This window comes from uncultured Endozoicomonas sp. (assembly GCF_947495845.1).
Classification (GTDB): Bacteria; Pseudomonadota; Gammaproteobacteria; order Pseudomonadales; family Endozoicomonadaceae; genus Endozoicomonas.
In genome coordinates, this window is the sequence record NZ_CANMAO010000002.1 from 277943 (window position 1) to 297366 (window position 19424).

The window sequence follows — 19424 nt, forward strand, 5'->3', positions numbered from 1 at the left end:
ATCAGCCTCCAAAGGTCACAAAACGATCGGCAGAAACAACACCATCCAAGAGTTGCCCAAGACCCGATAACTCATAACCTTCACGCAGATTATGAGCCGGCAGGCTGTATCGCTCAGCCTCACGACCATCAACCACACCTCTTCTGAGAGCTGCAGCAATACAGACAACAGCATCCAGTTTGTTTTTTTGCACAAACGTTTGCCACTCATCAGGAAGATTCATTTCATCCTGAGGCGGCTGAGCCAAACCAGTGGCCACATTCACACCATCCTGATAGAAAAACAGCCGAACAATCTCATGCCCCTGAGCCACTAGTGCCTGGGCAAATTGCAAGGCACTGTGAGGTGCCTGACTGTTGGCCGGAGCTCCGTAGATGGCCAGCGCAAACTTCATGGAATAAACCTTTTTAATGACTATCGAATGATCTTAACAGAAAACAAAAAAGCCCCACCAAACGGTGAGGCTTTTTCTTCAAGCAGACAACAATCAGTCGTCACTGGCACCCAGCAGGTGAAGCAGTGCAGTAAACAGATTGTAGATATCCAGATACAGAGAAACGGTAGCGCGGATGTAGTTGGTCTCACCACCGTGAATGATACGGCTGGTATCAAACAGGATAAAGCCGGACATCAGCAGCACAATCAGTGCAGACAGCGCCATGCTGGCAGCGGGCACATTGAAGAACATCAAAGCGATACTGGCAACCACGGCAACAATCAGACCCACCATCAGGAAGCCACCCATGAAAGAGAAATCTTTACGGGTAGTCAGCACATAAGCAGACAGAGAGAAAAACACAACAGCGGTTCCGCCCAGAGCCTGCATGATCAGAGATGGGCCGTTAGCCATTCCCAGATAGTGATTCAGCATTGGTCCGAGGGCAGCACCCAGAACACCGGTAAAGGCAAATACAGCCACGATGCCTTTGGCAGAATCCGCCGTTTTGTTCACAACAAACAGCAGACCAAAGCCTACCAGAGAAAGAACCAGAGCCGTCATCTGGCTGATTTGCAGAGCCATGGCAACGCCAGCAGTGAAAGCACTGAACAGCAGAGTCATGCCCAGCAGCATATAGGTGTTGCGGAGAACTTTGTTGATCTCGATGCCAGCACCGATGCTGGCCGAAGCTGTCATTGCAGGTTTGCGATCCATCTTGATTATTCCTCTATCTGGATGTCTATTTTGATTATATCAGACCGATCTGCTAGGGCTATAGTTTTAACAATTCCTGACAAACCATTACCTTAGAAGCTGTTCACAATCTTTCTGCGAGCTGCAAACGATGATAAAACGCCCCTGTTTTTCAGTTTTCTTCGTTGCGTAGCGCCACTATGCGCCTCAAAAAACTGAAAAACAGGAACATTTTCTCCTCGTTTTCGCTATTCGCAAAAGATTATGAACAGCTTCTTAGCGTGATCCTACGTGGCACACAGCGTAACATCAATTCCATAAAATGCCTTCCAGAACCAAGTCCTGATTATTACCCTTTATCGACGCCCCACCACAACCTTTGCAGAGTGAAGTGTGAATTCTGTACCGTTCTTTCGATAAATTCTGTTGATTAAGGGTGTTTTCCAGCTCTGCAGCCCACTCGTTCATTCCGCTGATTCTTTGATCATACTCGGATATTCCGTCGGGCAGCTCCCCACGAATGATAAAGAGCGCCTGAGAAACTTCATCGTTTTTCAATTGGCTGGTGAATTGGCTGAGCCGCTTTTCCAACGACACCTTATTAGAAAGAATCATTGCAAAGCCAGAATCAGAACTGGCCTGAATACCGCCTTCCGGCTCAAAAATATCAACCAGTGTGTAAACCCGGCCATTACCCCGTTTGACGGAATACACGAAATAAACAGCCCCAGCCTGTTCACCAACGAAGTAAGACTGGGCTTTATCCTGACCGTACAATCTGGGAATTTTAAATATTTCGTTGGCCCAAAAGTTACTGGCACCACAGGAAAAGCTCTGACATTCAAAAAGCGGCTTCACGCCCAGCTCTTTCAATCTGGTAACAAAGAAGTCATAACCCTGCTCACTGCCATGGCCTGATGACAGTTGATACAACGTTCGATGCAGCATGCCACTTTGCCAGCGGGCATTGTCTGATGTAACCACGCCATTGACCCGTTTCATCCGGCTGGTGATCACCGGATGATTTTGCCGGGCTTCCTTGATGGATATTTCGACCTTGCCGTTAGGATAAGAAGGCAAAGGCTCACGGGCGCTGTAACCAATAGACGGAAGTAGCCCGATAAACAGGCAGGCAATAAAACGCCTCACCCCAAGGGAACGAAAACCTGCGCTCTGTCTAACTGGTGCTGGTTGTAAAACGATATTCACCATGCCATCCCCCCTGGTCACTAATCACATCATACCCTAGAGCTGAACACAGAGTTAACTACTGCAGCAACCGATTCTACCTGATCGTCCATATGCAGATGGTGATGTCCTTCCATGGCATGAAACACAAAATGCGGCAGTTGATGGGCAAATTCATCCACTATTTGCCCGGATACCCCTTTACTGGCATACACAACATGTGCCGGACAAATCACTTCGTTAGGAAAAGCCAGGGTTTGCTCCAGAGTAAATCGTGTGGGCGAACCCAGTTTCAGCCTGGCATCGTGAGTCCACACCCAACCGTCATCCACCTCCCGCATGGATCTATCCACCAAAAGCTCAGCAGATGCGGAAGACACTTTGAACTCACTCAGGGTTCTGGCTCGAATGGCTTGTTGTTTTGAACGGTAGACGGTTTTCGGTAATTGATCCGTCGGTGTCTGACGCTGCAAGATATATCGGGTCAATGCACCAGGGGACTCTTCAGGCTTGCGAGGTCGGGGGAAAAGACCATCAATGGCCACCAGCCCGGTCAAACGATCTTTTAAAACCGAGCCTGCCGCCATGGTACATACGACAGCGCCCAGAGAATGACCAACCAATCCAAATTTATCCAGCTTCAAGGCATCTGCGATATACAACAGATCCTCAACATAGTGCCAGACATCGTAGCTGAAACCAGCAGGCCGATGTTGAGAATGACCGTGACCCGCCTGATCCACAGCAATCAGCCGGATTCCCTGAAGGTGAGGTGCCATAGGTGTAAAACTGGCGAGGTTATCCAACCAGCCATGCAGTGCAATCACCGGATGTCCATCAGGATCACCCCACTGTACCGCTGAAAAGGTTAAATGCGGTGTACTGATGGTGATCGCCTCAGGCTGCATCAAGAATTCCTTATGATCGAAAACAATAAAAACCGAGAAAAGACGATAATAAGAGCAAGGCTGGAAAGATACAATAAAGAGGCTTATCCACGAAGAGGCTATCCCCGAAGAGACGCCCCCAACGCAAGCATTATTTATCAGACTCAAATAGCGGCTCAAGCATAGGCATCGACATAGCCTGATGAACCAACGCCATTAAATCCAACTCACAAAGGCGTGTCATTTCCTTTAGGTCCTCCAGCACATAGTAAACGGGCTGCAGGATATCAATGCGATAAGGGGTTCTCAGAGCCGTTAAAATATCAAAAGGTGCACGAACGGGTATCGAGCTTTCCAGCGCATAAGCGGTTTCGCCAAAGCTCGAAAGTATACCACCGCCGTATATTCGCAGGCCTTTTGATGTATTGAGAAGACCAAACTCAACGGTCATCCAATACAGTCTGGCTAAATACGCTCTTTCCTCTTTAGTTGCAGAAAGCGCCAAACGGCCATAGGTTTCGGTAAAATCTGCAAACGCCTGATTGGTCAATAATGGGCAATGACCAAATATTTCATGAAAAATATCCGGCTCCTGAAGGTAATCAAGTTCCTCCCGAACCCGGATAAACGTAGCGACCGGAAATTCTCGATTGGCCAGCAATTTAAAAAATCGATCAAAAGAAATCAGAGCCGGCACTCGAGCGACACCCCACCCGGTTCGTTGTTTCAATACGCCATTAATTTCATCAAGCTGAGGAATACGATCCGGCGGCATAGACAGAACCTCAATGCCTTCGAAATACTGATCGCAGGCACGAGCTTCCAGCTGCTTTATCTGGCGCTGATAGAGCATGCTCCAAGTTTCATTTTCTTCATCGGAATAATGAATATAACCCGATTCATCTGGAACACGAGCCTTGTACTTTGTTCTTTTCATGACACACCACCTCTGTCAGATACTAAGTAGTTAACCACCTGAAATCATATTTTCTGACTCATTGCTCAGACCCTCTGACTGCGTTGCAACTCTAGTCACATAGCTCGCTATGCTCACGCTGTTGCGCCTTGCAGAGAACCTGGTCAAAAAGCCAGAAATATTCGACTCCAAATGGTCAACTACTTATAGAACCCCCCGCTCAATCTGGTCTCTTTCAATACTCTCAAACAGGGCCTTAAAGTTCCCTTCACCAAAACCCTCGTCACCTTTCCGTTGGATAATCTCAAAAAAGATTGGCCCGATGACCGTTTTAGTAAAAATCTGCAGTAGTAAACCTCCGTCTTCGGTAGGTGCACCATCTAACAGAATATTATTGGATTTCAGTGTGTCCACATTTTCATGATGCCAGGGCAGGCGTTTAGCCAGCATTTTATAGTAAGTCTCTGGCGGACCCGGCATAAAATCGGTACCGCTGCGCCGCATATCCGGTACTGTTTTATAGATGTCATTGGAATAAAGCGCAATGTGCTGAATTCCTTCTCCATGATATTGCTTCAGATATTCTTCAATCTGGCTTTTATCATCGGATGACTCATTGATGGGTATCCGCAGCTTGCCGCAAGGGCTGGTCATGGCTCTGGATTTCAGGCCCGTTAGCTTTCCCTCAATATCGAAATATCGAATTTCTTTAAAATTAAATAGATCTTCGTAGAACGAAGCCCATTTATTCATATTCCCCTGGTGGACATTATGGGTCAGATGATCGATATAACTAAGCCCAAGCCCTTCAGGTTCAGGATCAACACCATCAATAAACTCAAAATCATTGTCGTAAATAGAGCCATTGTCCCCATAACGGTCCACAAAATAAATCAGACTACCACCAATCCCCAAAATAGAAGGAATAGTCAGTTCACCAGCACCAATCTGGTGAGCCGGGCCTGCTTTGCCCCCCAACCTTAATGCTCGCTGATAAGCATACTCAGCATCTTCCACCCGAATACTGAAAGCACAGGCACAAGGCCCGTGCAACTGAGCAAACTGCTCTGCAAAAGAACCCGATTCACGGTTAACAATAAAATTCACATCACCCTGCCGGTAAAGAGTGACTTTTTTGGAACGATGTTCTGCAACACGGACAAAACCTAACTGTTGAAACAGTTCATCCAGCACCGTTGAATCCGGTGCCGAATATTCCACAAATTCAAAGCCATCGGTGCCCATTGGGTTTATATCGCTGATTATTCTTCGCTTATTCATGGTCATCCCTCACTTTCTTATATAAAAAGTATACGACTGACCCAATGCAAAAGCCTTGCGTCCTGCAGGCCACTTTTGCATGATGATACAAAGGTTTTGTATCAGGAAGATGGCCAATGACTTTAATGTGCGCTAACCCGGATATTATATAAACAGCCTCCTGATTCTCTCCTTAATGATCGGCTATTCAACACTTAAAATAACAACTCCACCCTGTTGTGGTTTAAAACATAAGCGGCGGATAAGGAGTGCAACATGAACAAAAACCCCTTGGATGCCTTCGACCTGAAGCTATTATCCGAACTTCAACAGGATCATTCGTTATCGCTCCACCTGCTGGCAGAACGCATCAATTTATCATCCTCTCAGTGTTCAAGACGGATCGCCCGTTTGAAAGAAAATGGTTACATCCAAAAACAGGTGACGGTGTTGAATCCGGTCGCCATCGGGCTCAATGTGGAGGCATTTATTACCGTTCGCCTGAATAATCATTCATCCGATACTGCAAATTATTTCAAACAGGCTATTATCAATTTCGCGCCGGTATTGGAGTGTCATGCCATCACCGGCAGTGATGGCGATTACCTGCTCAAAGTCGTGGCAAAAAATCAGCAGGCGCTATCGTACTTCCTGATGGAAGAGCTGATGAAAATACCCGGTGTTAGCCAGCTTAAAACCGCAATGACACTTTCAGTGATAAAATCAACAACAGAGTTGCCACTGGAAATCTAGATAGATTATGGAGTTTCCAATGAAGTTCACCCTGCTCGGCACAGGCAGCGTCAAAGGGTGTCCCGTGTATGGTTGCGACTGCCCTGCCTGCATCAATACGCTGATGAATCCTTTTCTGACCCGGCGGTCAGCCTCTGCGACCCTTGAGTCCGAAGGCGAGTTGATTCTCATTGACGCCGGCCTGACCGATCTTGAAGACCGCTTTCCCGCGGGTACTTTACGACAGATTCTGCTCACTCACTATCATATGGATCATATTGCCGGGTTGTTCAGTCTGAGGTGGGGCAGAGCCCTTAACATTCCGGTCTATGGGCCAGACTGTGATGATGCCCCTGTTGAGTTAATCAAACACACCGGCATTCTTGATTTCACACAGGCAATAACACCTTTTGCCCGCTTTCTGTCCGCTGGCATTGAGATCACACCGTTGCCTCTGAAACATTCCCGTCCAACCTATGGATACCAATTTCGACAAAATGGAAAAAACGTCATCTACCTAACAGACACCCTTGGGTTGCCTGATGAAACATTGACTTATTTAGCCCGCGACTCTATCGATGTGATGATCATTGATTGCAGTTATCCACCTAACCTGGAAAATTTCCCCGGTGCCCATAACAGCCTCACCGATGTCATTCATCTCCACGAAGCTATTCATCCAGCAAGAACCATTCTGACCCATATAGGCCATGAGATGGATCATTGGATGAGCACCAACACACTCCCGGAAAATATTGAACCCGGACATGACGGTATGGTGATTATGGTTTAAAAAACCCGCTTCAGAGCAAACCATCCAATCTCCGACTATGATGATTCCTTAATCCGATTGTTAATCATTGAGAGTAATCGTTAGATGTCCGAATACACTGAACTCATGGGTGAACTTCTGGAGCTGGGCGCCAGCGCAAATCCGGCGCTGCCTTTTACCGCCTGCATACTGGATGCCTCCGGCCAAATTCTGGTAACCGCTTGTAACGCCAGCCACATCAGCCCTCTTTATAGTGCAGAAGGTCTTGCCCTTCACTCTCTGGCCAGTGAATTTGATTGTCGAGACCAACAACCTCTGACGCTACTAACGACGGCAGAGCCAGATGATTTAAGCTTGATGGCCATATATCGTTCCAGACGTCAGGGCATCAACATTAATCAAATCGTCTACGCCGTGCCTCGTGCAAAACTGAAAACGCTGTGGCCAGATGACCCTAGCCAGGGTCTTGATGAAAGTTTGAAACGGTTTCCTGAAAGCTTTAGAAGTTCATTAACGATTGAAGGCAACGAGCTGGCTGATGAGTGTTTCGATGCGTTCGAAGAAGGAAAAATGCTAACCGATAAAGGTGAGGCACCACTAAAAAGTCTGGATATTGACCAGTACTGGATGACCGGGGACTGGTTATTGGATGACTGGGAAGATTTTGAAGAGTAATGTTTGAATCTATCATCAACCAACCGTAAAAGGCAGAAGACAGTAACGCTTCTGCCGCTCACTTTCTGATAGCAACACCGCCCGAGAAGCACGCCATAAAACTGTGATAACCGATACTGGATAATCACTTTTAAAGAGAAACGTCAACGCCCAACCCCACGTAAAGGGCTGTTTTTAAGAGCGCTTAACCACTCATCTTTGATACAAACCATCAATCAAACCAAAGAAGACAGATACAAAATAACAATTTGCCTCTACGCCAATAGATTCAATATCTACAGGGAAGTGCCCCAAAACTCGCCCACTTTGATGCCATGACTATATTTTCAATACAGATTCAGATTTGCTCTCTGTTGGAGAGAAAGCACTTTTGAACCACCTTGCGAATGTCTCATGTGCATTTGCACATTTATGGAAGAAAACTGGAGAGCACCTATGAAAGCCATTAAACAACTCTTTTCCGCTATTGCCATTGCCAGCGTTTCACTGTCGGCCAATGCAGACCTGGAACTGCGTGTTGACCGCCCTGATCATGACCTGACAGCCAGAGTTTATATGGATAATAAACCGGTTAAAGGCGCGACCGTTGTTGTTCACAGAGACAATGGTTTTAATCAGGAAATGACCACAGATGATATGGGACGCGCAAACTTCACCAGTCTGGTTGGTTATGGCCCGGTAACTATCAAAGCATCAAAAGATGGTCAGGACAGCAATGCCCGTTTTGTCTTTCTTAATATGAAATAAATATATGAAATAAATGGTTGAATGCCGGTCGACTCATGCCGACCGGTTTCCCAAACTACCTGCCTCTACACCTTCAACTGTCACTCATCAAATAACGAGAATGAAACGCAAGATGATCGGCAATAAAGGTGCTGATGAAGTAATACGAGTGGTCATACCCTTCTTGCATCCTTAGCTCTAAAGGATAACCCGCTGTCTTAGCCGCAGACTGCAGTGACTCCGGACGTAACTGCTCAGCAAGAAACTGATCGGCACTTCCCTGATCGACGAGTGCCGGCACTTTTGCATCAGACGACAACATTAACTCCGTTGCATCGTATTGACGCCAAAGCAGTTCATCATCACCCAGATAGTTTGCAAACGCTTTTTGCCCCCATGGGCAATTGATGGGATTACTGATAGGGCTGAATGCTGACACCGATGCATAACGTTCAGGGTTTTTCAGGGCAATAGTCAGAGCGCCATGGCCGCCCATTGAGTGGCCTGAAATACTTCTTTTTTCAGATACCGGGAAATTAGCTTCGATTAACCCAGGCAGTTCAGAAACAACATAGTCGTACATCCGATAATGTTTATCCCATGGCGGACGTACAGCATTCAAGTAAAAACCTGCCCCCAACCCAAGATCATAAGCACCGTCAGGATCGTCTGCCACATCTTCACCACGTGGGCTGGTGTCCGGCGCAACCAGGGCAACCCCTAACTCAGCCGCTATCCGTTGAGCACCGGCTTTCTGCATAAAATTCTCATCCGTGCATGTCAGCCCAGACAACCAATAAACGACAGGAACCGGATTTATTTCTGCTTGAGGCGGCAAATAAATCGCAAACCGCATATCACAGCTCAATACATCAGAGTGATGTCGATACTGCTCATGACGACCACCAAAGGCTTTATTAGCACTGACTTTTTCAAGAGCCATTAACGAATCCTTTTTTAAAGCCCTGCCAAGAGCAGGGCTATTCATCAATGCAATTATTACTGATAATGAATGACCGAACGAATACTTTCACCTTTATGCATCAAATCAAAGGCCGTATTGATGTCCTCTAATCCCATGGTATGGGTGATAAAGTCATCCAGTTTAAAATCACCATTCATGTATTGATCCACAATACCCGGCAGTTCAGAACGACCTTTCACACCACCAAAGGCAGAACCGCGCCATACACGACCAGTGACCAGCTGGAATGGCCGTGTGGATATTTCCTGCCCGGCACCGGCAACACCAATAATCACTGATTCGCCCCAACCTTTGTGACAACACTCAAGAGCTGAGCGCATGATGTTAACATTACCAATACACTCAAAAGAGAAGTCCACACCGCCGTCGGTCATTTCAACGATCACTTCCTGAATCGGCTTGTCATGCAACTTAGGGTTAATGCAGTCCGTCGCGCCCAGCTTCGTAGCCAGCTCGAATTTGGACTCATTAATATCAACGCCAATAATACGACCAGCGCCGGCCATCTTGGCACCAATGATCGCAGAAAGACCAATGCCTCCCAGGCCAAACACGGCAACGGTATCACCAGGCTGAACTTTTGCAGTTTTCAATACAGCCCCCATGCCAGTTGTGACACCACAACCCAGCAGACAGACTTCCTCAAGCGGCGCTTCCGGATTTACTTTCGCCAATGAGATTTCTGGCAATACGGTGTATTCAGAAAATGTTGAACAGCCCATGTAATGGAAGATCGGCTGACCGTCTTTATAAAAACGAGTCGTACCGTCTGGCATCAAGCCCTTGCCCTGGGTTTCACGAATTTTCTGACACAGATTCGTTTTGCCGGACAAACAGAACTTACATTCACCGCACTCCGGCGTATAGAGCGGAATAACATGGTCGCCTACAGCAACACTGGTTACACCCTCACCGATCATTTCAACAATACCGCCACCTTCATGACCGAGAATCGCAGGGAAAACGCCTTCCGGATCATCACCTGACAATGTAAATGCATCAGTATGACAAACACCGGTCGCAACAATACGTACCAGAACTTCACCGGCTCTTGGTAGCATGACATCCACTTCTTCAATGGATAAAGGTTTGCCTGCTTCCCAGGCAATGGCTGCTTTTGATTTGATAAATTGATCGGACATTTTAATACCTGAAAATGATCGTTTAATGAGTCACAACACTCGTCACATAAATCATAGTTTATTTATTCACGGACAGATGATAATACCCTAAAATTGAAAATGATTTTTTCTGGGTAGTAACAATGAATACGCTTGAAGGCATAACAGAGTTTGTTGCCGTGGCTGAACACAACAGCTTTACCATGGCTGGCAAATCACTGGGCGTTTCTACAGCACAAGTCAGTCGTCAGATTACTCAATTGGAATCACGCTTAAAGACCCGACTGTTTTACCGGACAACCCGGAAAGTCACCCCGACAGAAGAAGGCACACTGTTTTATCAGCACTGCCGGCAAATACTGGATAATCTGGACGACGCTGAGCGTATTATTTCCAACCGACAGGAAAGCCCGCAGGGTTTAATCAAAATGACCGCTCCCTTCGCCTACGGGGAACAATTTATTATGCCGGTCGTGTTGGAGTACATGGCACTTTACCCGCAAGTCTCTGTTCATTGCGAGTTAACCAACCAGACATTGGATCTGGTTCATGGTGGTTATGATCTGGCGATTCGTCTCGGTCACCTTCCCGATTCGTCTATGATTGCCAGGCAGTTGTCGACACGACAGCAACACGTTTGTGCATCGCCTGCTTATATCGACAAATATGGGCAGCCAGAAACGCTGGCAGAACTTAGCCACCATAATTGTCTTACAGGCAATTATTCCAACTGGCATTTTGTTGAAGATGGACGATCAAGGATGATTAAAGTGAGCGGGAATCTACAGTGCATCAGCGGCACAGTGCTTACAAAAGCCGCAAAACAGGGGATGGGACTGATCCAACTGCCCGGTTATTACATCGATGATGCGATCAACTCCGGCGAACTTCTCACAGTATTGGATTCATATCGTGAGCCGAACCAGGGCATTTGGGCGCTCTTTCCACAGAACCGGCAGCTTTCTTCAAAAATTCGAAAACTATTAGACCTTCTTGCTGAGCGGATTTCTTAATACAAAAAAGGTCGCACAACGGCGACCTTTTTCATTAAACAGCGATAAAAATCACTCGTCGTTAATCAGAATATCCACTTTACCCCGAGCTTTCAGGCTGGAAAGGTACTCTTCAAACATAACCTGACCATTGCCTGCTGCAATGAACTGCCCCAACCCTTTCAGTTGCTGCGAGTCACTAACCACCTCACCTGGATAAATAGCGGACAGCGAAATCACCGCATAATCACCATTGGCTAATTCAACAGCGTCATAGGACACGTTGTCACCTGGGTGTGGCATTTTAAACGCCGCCTGAAGCAACTGAGCAGGAACACCGGCTTGATTTCTTGTTGCCTTTTCACTGGTAGTGACTTCCAGCTCCCGCTCTGCAGCAACAGCGGTCAGCATTGCACCGTCCTGTAGACCTTTCAGCATTGCTTCAGATCGGGCGGCGAGTTCTCGAGCAGCGTCTTCACGCTTCAGAGCAACAACGATGTTTTCCCGAACCGCATCCAGAGGAATCAGTTCTGGCTTACGATGCTCTTTAACCCGAAGCACCAGAGACTGCTCCGGCGTCAACTCGATCAATTCACTGTTAGCACCAAGACTCAGCACGTCTTCACTGAACGCCGCTACAGGAACACGAGGATCCGTAGCAATACCCACATCAGAACCCGACTTGCCAAACGCTTCACTGGTGGTAATCGACAGACCAAGCTGCTCCGCAGGTTGAGCCAGATCAGATGCTTCAAAGCTGATGTCTGCTAACTCACGAACCTGTTCAAGATAGAGCGAATCCACTTCACTTTGCTTCAGCGATGCTTCAATCTCAGACCGCATGGAAGCAAGCGTCGGTACGTTTACGTCATCTTTCGAAGTCACCGTAAGGATCTGCAGACCGTAGTCAGTTTCAATGGGCGCTGAAACTTCTCCAACTGACAGCTCAGCCACCGCTTCATCAAACTCATCGCCCAGGAAGCCTGGCGCTACTGCACCCAGATCTCCACCTTTCTCGGCAGTCATTGGGTCATCAGAATAGGTTTTTGCCAGCGCCTCAAAACTTTCTCCCGCATTCAACTTGCCGATGACTTCTTCAGCACGGGCAGTTGCTTCATCGAAGCTTCGACTGTCGCCGGTTTGAATGAGGATAACGGACACGTGAGGGTTGTTGCCGGACTGCTGCTTCAACTGCTCAATACGAAACTCATATTCAGCGGCAATATCGTCATCGCTGACCTCAATATTGCTGGCCAGATCTTTCTTATTCAGCACCACATAATCCACAACCACCTGCTCCGGCGTCATGAACTGATTTTGATTCGTCTCGTAGTAGGACTGGATATTTTCTTCGCTGGGCGAAATACTGTTACGAACCGCTTCAGCAGACAGAATCACCCAGGATAAATCCCGAGTCTGGCCTTCGAGGCTTTGCAGGCGCATCAGCTCTTTCTGAGTGACAAATTCAGTATTCACAATACCGGAACGCACTTGCTGAAGCAGAGTTTCGTCACGCAGTACATCGCGGAACTGCAGAGGCGACATGCCATAACTGCGCACCATCATTTGATAGCGATCTTTATCAAAACGGCCATTCTGCTGGAACTGCGGCATGGACAGAATAATCTGATCAATCTGCGCATTGCCCACACCCATTTTCTGATCTTCAGCACTGCTCAACAGCAACTGACGATCAATCAACGAATTCAGTACAGAACTTTGCAGGAGTTCATCGTCCAACATGGCAGGGTCAAACTGAGCCCCCATCTGCTGTACTAACATACGACGCTGTTGATCTACCGCCTGAGCCAGCTCTGCCCGGGTGATATCCTTACCATTCACCGACGCCACTTCAGGGTTATTCGGATTGGGCGCCAATGTTTCAAGACCAGTAATGGCCATCATGAAAGCGATAATGCCGACGACAATAAACGTCACCCAGCTTTTCGCTTTGTCCCTCATTGATTGCAGCATAAAAACCTCAGGTACCAGAACCGCATTTACCAGTAATACCAATGTCGCTTTTAAATTATGGAGTGAGCAAGTTATTTTTGCCGGCTGGGCAAGGCGAAGAGACGAGTCATAGCCGTAGCTATGGCGAGGAACTTCAACGCAGATCCAGTCGACCAAAATGGCTGCACAGCCCATAATTTAAAAGCAGAATTGGTATAGCCCAGTATACGCAGACCCTTCTCTTCATCCCCGGCGATGAAGACCGGGCTTTTTTGGTAAAAAAAAAGCGCATCAACGGATGCGCTTTCGGGTGAACTGGCAGAAAATCCCTGATGAGCCATGTGGAACTCTGCCCTGTCCACCTGATGAATCTGAACCGAAGAATTCTATTAAGAATTCAGGCTCAGTTCACGGCATCCTTCAGAGCCTTACCAGCTTTGAAGCTTGGGATGCGCGCAGCAGCAATTTGAATTGGCTCGCCAGTCTGTGGGTTACGGCCAGTACGTGCAGCACGCTCTTTCACAGAGAATGTGCCAAAGCCTACCAGAACCACCTGTTCGCCATCTTTCAGAGCGCCAGTAATAGAACCGATTACTGCGTCCAGGGCACGGCCAGCGGCAGCCTTGGAGATGTCAGCAGATTCAGCAATAGCATCAATAAGCTCGGACTTGTTCACTCGATTCCCCTTCTTAATAGGATGCGATTTCAATCATTAATGAGGATAGGCTCGGATTTCATGATCGCCATGTGTTAGGCGCCGTGCGTCCACTACCTACCCAATAGTATGCGACCGATATGCTGCTGCATTTTCACAGGAAAAACAAGCGTCATAAAGGCATCTTGGTACATTAAAACCGGTTATCAACCCATATTTTCAATAGCAGGATACTATTTGAACACCTTGGATTGATAAAACAATCCCAGTGACTTCGATTCAACGAAGAATACCTGAAAAGCAGTATGCAACAGTATGCCCTGAGGTCAAGAAACCCGTGTAGATTAGACCTGGATGGATAACCTAGAACGAAGCCAGACTCTGGATATTTCTGATGGATGCGCACTGACAGGATAAGGGACTGTCGTTTAATTGTTGAAACAGCCTGCCTTGGAGAGCGTAGTGGCTGATCAACATTAGATCTAGCCGCACTTTATACCAACGGCGAGTTCAGCCTGTCAACTCAATAAATACGCTGACAGGCTGATATTCACTGGATAGCGGCCTATTATGGCCACCACCTCACAACATGTTCAGAACCTGCTCAGAACATAGTGATCAGTGAGTTTTTACTCGCTCATCACTCCCTTCAGCGGAATCACCCTTACCTTTCGCTAAATCCAGTGGTTTTTCTGGCAAGGCTTCTGGCATATGCTGCAGGGCAACTTCCAGAACCTCATCAATCCACTCAACCGGAATAATCTCAAGATCCGCCTTGATGTTGTCAGGAATCTCCTTCAAATCACGACGATTCTCTTCAGGGATCAGCACTTTTCGAATACCGCCACGATGCGCCGCTAACAGTTTTTCTTTCAAACCGCCAATCGCCAGCACCTGACCTCTCAAGGTAATTTCACCGGTCATGGCCACATCCGCACGCACCGGAATACCCGTTAGGATTGACACCAACGCCGTGCACATACCGACGCCCGCACTGGGGCCATCTTTCGGCGTCGCACCTTCCGGCACGTGAATGTGCAAATCATTCTTCTGATGAAACTCAGGATCAATCCCCAGCGCCGCAGCGCGAGAACGAACCACCGTTAACGCCGCCTGAATGGACTCCTGCATCACGTCGCCAAGAGAACCCGTCTTGATAATCTGACCTTTGCCAGGCACTGCCACAGATTCGATGGTCAGCAGTTCACCGCCGACAGAGGTCCAGGCCAAACCGGTCACCTGACCAATCTGATCCTGATCTTCAGCACGGCCATAGTTGAACTTGCGAACGCCCAGAAAAGTTTCCAGCGTTTCAGTAGACACCGTAGAGACACTATCTTTTTCAGACAGCGCATCCTGTTTCACCGCACGACGACAAGCTTTCGCAATCTCCCGTTCAAGACCACGGACACCGGCTTCTCTGGTGTAGTAACGAATCATATCCAGAATCGCTGCATCATCAAAAGACAGCTCACCTTTCCTTAAGCCACTGCGTTTGATTTGCTTAGGCACCAGATAGCGCATGGCAATATTCAGTTTTTCATCTTCGGTGTAACCAGGAATCCGAATCACTTCCATACGATCCAGCAATGGGCCGGGAATATCCATGGAGTTGGATGTACAAACAAACATAACATCCGACAGATCGTAATCCACTTCCAGATAATGATCGTTAAAGGAATTATTTTGTTCCGGATCTAACACTTCTAATAATGCAGACGCCGGATCGCCCCGCATGTCAGAGCCCATTTTATCGATCTCATCCAGCAAAATCAGAGGATTCTTCACCTCAACCTTTGCCATTTTCTGGATAAGCTTACCGGGCATGGAACCAATATACGTACGACGATGACCTCTTATCTCAGCTTCATCCCGAACACCACCCAGTGCCATCCGCACAAACTTACGGTTGGTGGCACGAGCCAGAGATTCACCCAGAGAGGTCTTACCGACACCCGGAGGCCCCACCAAACAGAGAACCGGCCCTTTCAGTTTGCGAACGCGCTTTTGTACCGCTAAATATTCAAGAATCCGCTCTTTGACCTCTTCCAGACCATAATGATCCGCTTCCAGAATATCCTGGGCACGCTTTAAATCGTGACGAACTTTGCTGCGCTTTTTCCAGGGAACACTGAGCATCCAGTCAATATACCCGCGCACCACCGTCGCTTCTGCCGACATAGGCGACATCATTTTCAGCTTGGCCAACTCTGCCAGAGTTTTCTCTTTGGCTTCCTCGGTCATGCCAGCGTCATCAATTTTCGCCTTCAGATCTTCCAGCTCATTAGGCGCATCATCCATATCGCCCAACTCTTTCTGAATGGCCTTCATCTGCTCATTCAGGTAATACTCCCGCTGGCTTTTTTCCATCTGCTTTTTAACGCGGCCGCGGATCTTTTTCTCCACCTGCAGAAAATCCATCTCGCCCTGCATAATACCAATCAGATATTCGAGGCGATCACCCAAATCGGCAATTTCAAGCATCTTCTGCTTGTCTTCGATTTTCATGGGCATATGGGCGCTGATGGTATCCACCAGCTTGGCAGGGTCTTTAATACCAGATAGTGAACTCAGCACTTCATTAGGTACTTTCTTACTTAGTTGCACATACTGTTCAAACTGCGACATCACCGAACGCACCAGTAACTCGCCTTCACGCTCGCCGATCTGTTCAGAAACCTGTTCGCTGACGCTGGCTTTAACCAGTCCTTCTTCTTCAAAAATAGAATCGATCGATACGCGGGACTCACCTTCCACCAACACCTTTACAGTACCATCCGGTAGCTTCAGCAGCTGAAGAATGCTGGCCACGGTACCCACTGAAAAAAGGTCTTCTACTTCGGGCTCATCGGTTTGCGCACTTTTCTGGGCGACAAGCAGAATGCGCTTGTCCGCCGCCATGGCAATATCCAGCGCCTGAATGGACTTATCTCGTCCAACAAACAGCGGAATCACCATATGGGGGTAAACCACAACATCACGGAGGGGCAACAACGGCAGATCGTAGCTCTCTGATGGTTGCAGGGTATCTTTATTATCCATAGCTCAGCCCCTTAATCTTCAATACCAGTTCTGTCTGTCGTTGTACTTTGAATAGAGAACACGCTTTTCGACAGACAATCAGTACAGTTGGTGAAATGAACAGCCTTCATCAGGAAAACAACCTGAAAAACAGTGACTAACCACTATCAGACTGGTCATAAACTCTAAGATGGGGCTTTTCCTGTTAAATTACAATAGGGTCGAGTGTTCGTCCCTAAAAAACCCATAAAGTTCCGCCAACTTCTATAAACATCAATAACTTGCAAATCAGCAACTTTCATGTAACATCAATTTTACTCACTATCGCACTGTCAGAGTGCTTAGCGAGTCAGTGTGATTGCTGATAATTACACACGCGTCGGAGCGTAGCGCAGCCTGGTAGCGCACCACAATGGGGTTGTGGGGGTCGGAGGTTCAAATCCTCTCGCTCCGACCAAATTTTATACGACAAATGACTTTTAATTAAAATATCATAAACCGTCCGCTTTGACACTTCATATCTAAAACCCTTCTGCACTATCCTCATTACCCACTTACTTAATGGACATTTTATAGTCAAAATGCATCTGCATTTTCTAAGCTGCCTGTGCGGCAGTGAACGTCAATCTTGCTCTATCAAAGTTTCTGTCTGTTTTCTAAGCTGCCTGTGCGGCAGTGAACCGTAGGCAGTCCATTGCATTGATTTGTTATATTTTCTAAGCTGCCTGTGCGGCAGTGAACAGACGAACCCCAAGAGCTTCATAATCAGTATCTTTCTAAGCTGCCTGTGCGGCAGTGAACTTGTTGTCTCGCGTTCCTGGCTTGTTGTTGCTTTTCTAAGCTGCCTGTGCGGCAGTGAACATCGTTCCTTGCTTTTCTAGAGAAGCGAAACTTTTCTAAGCTGCCTGTGCGGCAGTGAACACCGTTTCCTCTATCCTCAATTGTCGCTTTTTTTTCTAAGCTGCCTGTGCGGCAGTGAACGTACCAGACCGGACGTATATTCTGATTCACCATTTCTAAGCTGCCTGTGCGGCAGTGAACAACCTCCTGCAATCTCTCAGTAAACATCTTCTTTTCTAAGCTGCCTGTGCGGCAGTGAACAACAGCGTTAATGAGTTGATCGACAGCGTGGATTTCTAAGCTGCCTGTGCGGCAGTGAACATAGACCCTTTAGGGTCTTCCACGATGCTTACTTTCTAAGCTGCCTGTGCGGCAGTGAACGCACGATATGACCTCCATCCAGCTTCCTCGCTTTTCTAAGCTGCCTGTGCGGCAGTGAACTTGCGGTGGAGAAGAATACTGAAAAACCTTTATTTCTAAGCTGCCTGTGCGGCAGTGAACCACTGGTGACAGTCCATTTATGATCCGCTATATTTCTAAGCTGCCTGTGCGGCAGTGAACTTGAATACGTTGTCATGATTGAGCGGGTTTACTTTCTAAGCTGCCTGTGCGGCAGTGAACGTAGCACGAAAAATTACCTAACTAACCCTAACTTTCTAAGCTGCCTGTGCGGCAGTGAACGATATGGTCAAACAGATTACCGGTTGCTTGCGTTTCTAAGCTGCCTGTGCGGCAGTGAACGAAGTCGAGACAGAAAAGGCCGCGAATAACATTTTCTAAGCTGCCTGTGCGGCAGTGAACCGCCTTAACGATACCGCCGCCTTTTTTGTAGCTTTCTAAGCTGCCTGTGCGGCAGTGAACATAAAAAAGCCCCGATGGTGATTGGCGTCAGTTTTCTAAGCTGCCTGTGCGGCAGTGAACTTCGGATCATCGGAACAGCTCAGGTTCCCCCATTTCTAAGCTGCCTGTGCGGCAGTGAACACTGGCAGAAGCCCCCGATGAAACCATTCGCTTTTCTAAGCTGCCTGTGCGGCAGTGAACGTGAAGTGGTGCCCATGTCGGCCATGCAGGCATTTCTAAGCTGCCTGTGCGGCAGTGAACTGTACGGGATTACCATTGACTGGTATCTGGAATTTCTAAGCTGCCTGTGCGGCAGTGAACTTGGGGAAGGAAGACCCACGTTTTTTTTACTTTTTCTAAGCTGCCTGTGCGGCAGTGAACTTTGGCACCACGGCGCACATCACCGAATGGTGTTTCTAAGCTGCCTGTGCGGCAGTGAACTCAATCCCTGCACAGTACTAATGTACTGTGCATTTCTAAGCTGCCTGTGCGGCAGTGAACCCTTCAGCAACATCACAGGAACGGGCACTGGTTTCTAAGCTGCCTGTGCGGCAGTGAACTTATTGATCGTAATAAATGGGCTTCCAGAATTTTTCTAAGCTGCCTGTGCGGCAGTGAACAGGATATTCCTTATGCCAGCACTGCTGGGTATTTTCTAAGCTGCCTGTGCGGCAGTGAACTTATTGATCGTAATAAATGGGCTTCCAGAATTTTTCTAAGCTGCCTGTG

The 19424-nt window shown here is 47.6% G+C and carries 17 protein-coding genes, 1 tRNA gene and 1 CRISPR repeat array; of the genes, 6 read left to right on the forward strand and 12 right to left on the reverse strand.

Going from position 1 to position 19424, the window contains the following annotated elements; all coding sequences use genetic code 11:
- Position 1: 1 nt before the first annotated feature.
- From tusD to hppD, 6 genes are all read right to left on the reverse strand, one after another.
- Entirely contained in the window at positions 2–394 is a 393-nt protein-coding gene (tusD, locus tag Q1B11_RS03000; protein ID WP_299727184.1) for a sulfurtransferase complex subunit TusD, read from the reverse strand.
- A 93-nt stretch (positions 395–487) separates the two neighbouring features.
- Positions 488–1153, reverse strand: a complete 666-nt coding sequence (locus Q1B11_RS03005; RefSeq protein WP_299727187.1) for a Bax inhibitor-1/YccA family protein — start codon at positions 1151–1153, stop codon at positions 488–490.
- A gap of 288 nt (positions 1154–1441) precedes the next feature.
- Entirely contained in the window at positions 1442–2344 is a 903-nt protein-coding gene (locus Q1B11_RS03010) for a DUF4892 domain-containing protein (protein WP_299727190.1), read from the reverse strand.
- Positions 2345–2370: 26 nt separating this feature from the next.
- Positions 2371–3228: an alpha/beta hydrolase gene (locus Q1B11_RS03015; protein ID WP_299727193.1), complete on the reverse strand. Its 858-nt coding sequence runs from the start codon at positions 3226–3228 to the stop codon at positions 2371–2373.
- Between the two features lie 130 nt (positions 3229–3358).
- Positions 3359–4144 carry a phenylalanine 4-monooxygenase gene (gene phhA / locus Q1B11_RS03020; protein WP_299727196.1) on the reverse strand — a complete coding sequence of 262 codons (786 nt, stop codon included), beginning with the start codon at positions 4142–4144 and terminating at the stop codon, positions 3359–3361.
- A gap of 183 nt (positions 4145–4327) precedes the next feature.
- Positions 4328–5404 carry a 4-hydroxyphenylpyruvate dioxygenase gene (hppD, locus tag Q1B11_RS03025; RefSeq protein ID WP_299727199.1) on the reverse strand — a complete coding sequence of 359 codons (1077 nt, stop codon included), beginning with the start codon at positions 5402–5404 and terminating at the stop codon, positions 4328–4330.
- A gap of 255 nt (positions 5405–5659) precedes the next feature.
- Between hppD and Q1B11_RS03030 the strand changes: the two genes are divergently transcribed.
- From Q1B11_RS03030 to Q1B11_RS03045, 4 genes are all read left to right on the forward strand, one after another.
- Positions 5660–6136, forward strand: a complete 477-nt coding sequence (locus Q1B11_RS03030; RefSeq protein WP_299727202.1) for an Lrp/AsnC family transcriptional regulator — start codon at positions 5660–5662, stop codon at positions 6134–6136.
- A 19-nt stretch (positions 6137–6155) separates the two neighbouring features.
- The gene (gene phnP / locus Q1B11_RS03035) at positions 6156–6908 is read left to right on the forward strand and encodes a phosphonate metabolism protein PhnP (RefSeq protein ID WP_299727205.1); all 753 of its coding nucleotides are present in this window, start codon (positions 6156–6158) and stop codon (positions 6906–6908) included.
- 84 nt (positions 6909–6992) lie between these two features.
- On the forward strand, positions 6993–7562 hold the full coding sequence (locus Q1B11_RS03040; protein WP_299727208.1) for a hypothetical protein: 570 nt from the start codon (positions 6993–6995) through the stop codon (positions 7560–7562).
- Between the two features lie 435 nt (positions 7563–7997).
- Positions 7998–8309: a carboxypeptidase-like regulatory domain-containing protein gene (locus tag Q1B11_RS03045; RefSeq protein WP_299727211.1), complete on the forward strand. Its 312-nt coding sequence runs from the start codon at positions 7998–8000 to the stop codon at positions 8307–8309.
- Between the two features lie 73 nt (positions 8310–8382).
- Here the strand turns inward: Q1B11_RS03045 and fghA are convergent, their stop codons facing one another.
- Together fghA and Q1B11_RS03055 are read right to left on the reverse strand one after the other, a co-directional pair.
- Complete coding sequence (fghA, locus tag Q1B11_RS03050) at positions 8383–9231, reverse strand: S-formylglutathione hydrolase (protein WP_299727214.1); 849 nt, start codon at positions 9229–9231, stop codon at positions 8383–8385.
- A gap of 56 nt (positions 9232–9287) precedes the next feature.
- Positions 9288–10415, reverse strand: coding sequence for an S-(hydroxymethyl)glutathione dehydrogenase/class III alcohol dehydrogenase (locus tag Q1B11_RS03055; RefSeq protein ID WP_299727217.1), 1128 nt, complete (start codon positions 10413–10415; stop codon positions 9288–9290).
- 122 nt (positions 10416–10537) lie between these two features.
- Here Q1B11_RS03055 and Q1B11_RS03060 point away from each other — a divergent pair, with 122 nt between their 5' ends.
- The gene (locus Q1B11_RS03060; RefSeq protein WP_299727220.1) at positions 10538–11407 is read left to right on the forward strand and encodes a LysR substrate-binding domain-containing protein; all 870 of its coding nucleotides are present in this window, start codon (positions 10538–10540) and stop codon (positions 11405–11407) included.
- A 51-nt stretch (positions 11408–11458) separates the two neighbouring features.
- On the opposite strand, the gene Q1B11_RS03065 is transcribed toward Q1B11_RS03060, so the two are convergent.
- The 4 genes from Q1B11_RS03065 to lon all read right to left on the reverse strand — a co-directional run bounded on the left by Q1B11_RS03065 (position 11459) and on the right by lon (position 17036).
- Positions 11459–13360, reverse strand: a complete 1902-nt coding sequence (locus Q1B11_RS03065; RefSeq protein WP_299727223.1) for a SurA N-terminal domain-containing protein — start codon at positions 13358–13360, stop codon at positions 11459–11461.
- 71 nt (positions 13361–13431) lie between these two features.
- Positions 13432–13680: a hypothetical protein gene (locus Q1B11_RS03070; RefSeq protein WP_299727226.1), complete on the reverse strand. Its 249-nt coding sequence runs from the start codon at positions 13678–13680 to the stop codon at positions 13432–13434.
- A 62-nt stretch (positions 13681–13742) separates the two neighbouring features.
- On the reverse strand, positions 13743–14015 hold the full coding sequence (locus tag Q1B11_RS03075) for an HU family DNA-binding protein (RefSeq protein ID WP_299727229.1): 273 nt from the start codon (positions 14013–14015) through the stop codon (positions 13743–13745).
- Between the two features lie 597 nt (positions 14016–14612).
- Complete coding sequence (gene lon / locus Q1B11_RS03080) at positions 14613–17036, reverse strand: endopeptidase La (RefSeq protein ID WP_299727232.1); 2424 nt, start codon at positions 17034–17036, stop codon at positions 14613–14615.
- Positions 17037–17395: 359 nt separating this feature from the next.
- On the opposite strand from lon, the gene Q1B11_RS03085 reads away from it, so the two are divergent.
- Positions 17396–17472 (forward strand) — tRNA-Pro (locus tag Q1B11_RS03085).
- A 136-nt stretch (positions 17473–17608) separates the two neighbouring features.
- Positions 17609–19375: a CRISPR direct-repeat array (repeat unit 28 nt; unit sequence TTTCTAAGCTGCCTGTGCGGCAGTGAAC).
- Positions 19376–19424 lie beyond the last annotated feature (49 nt).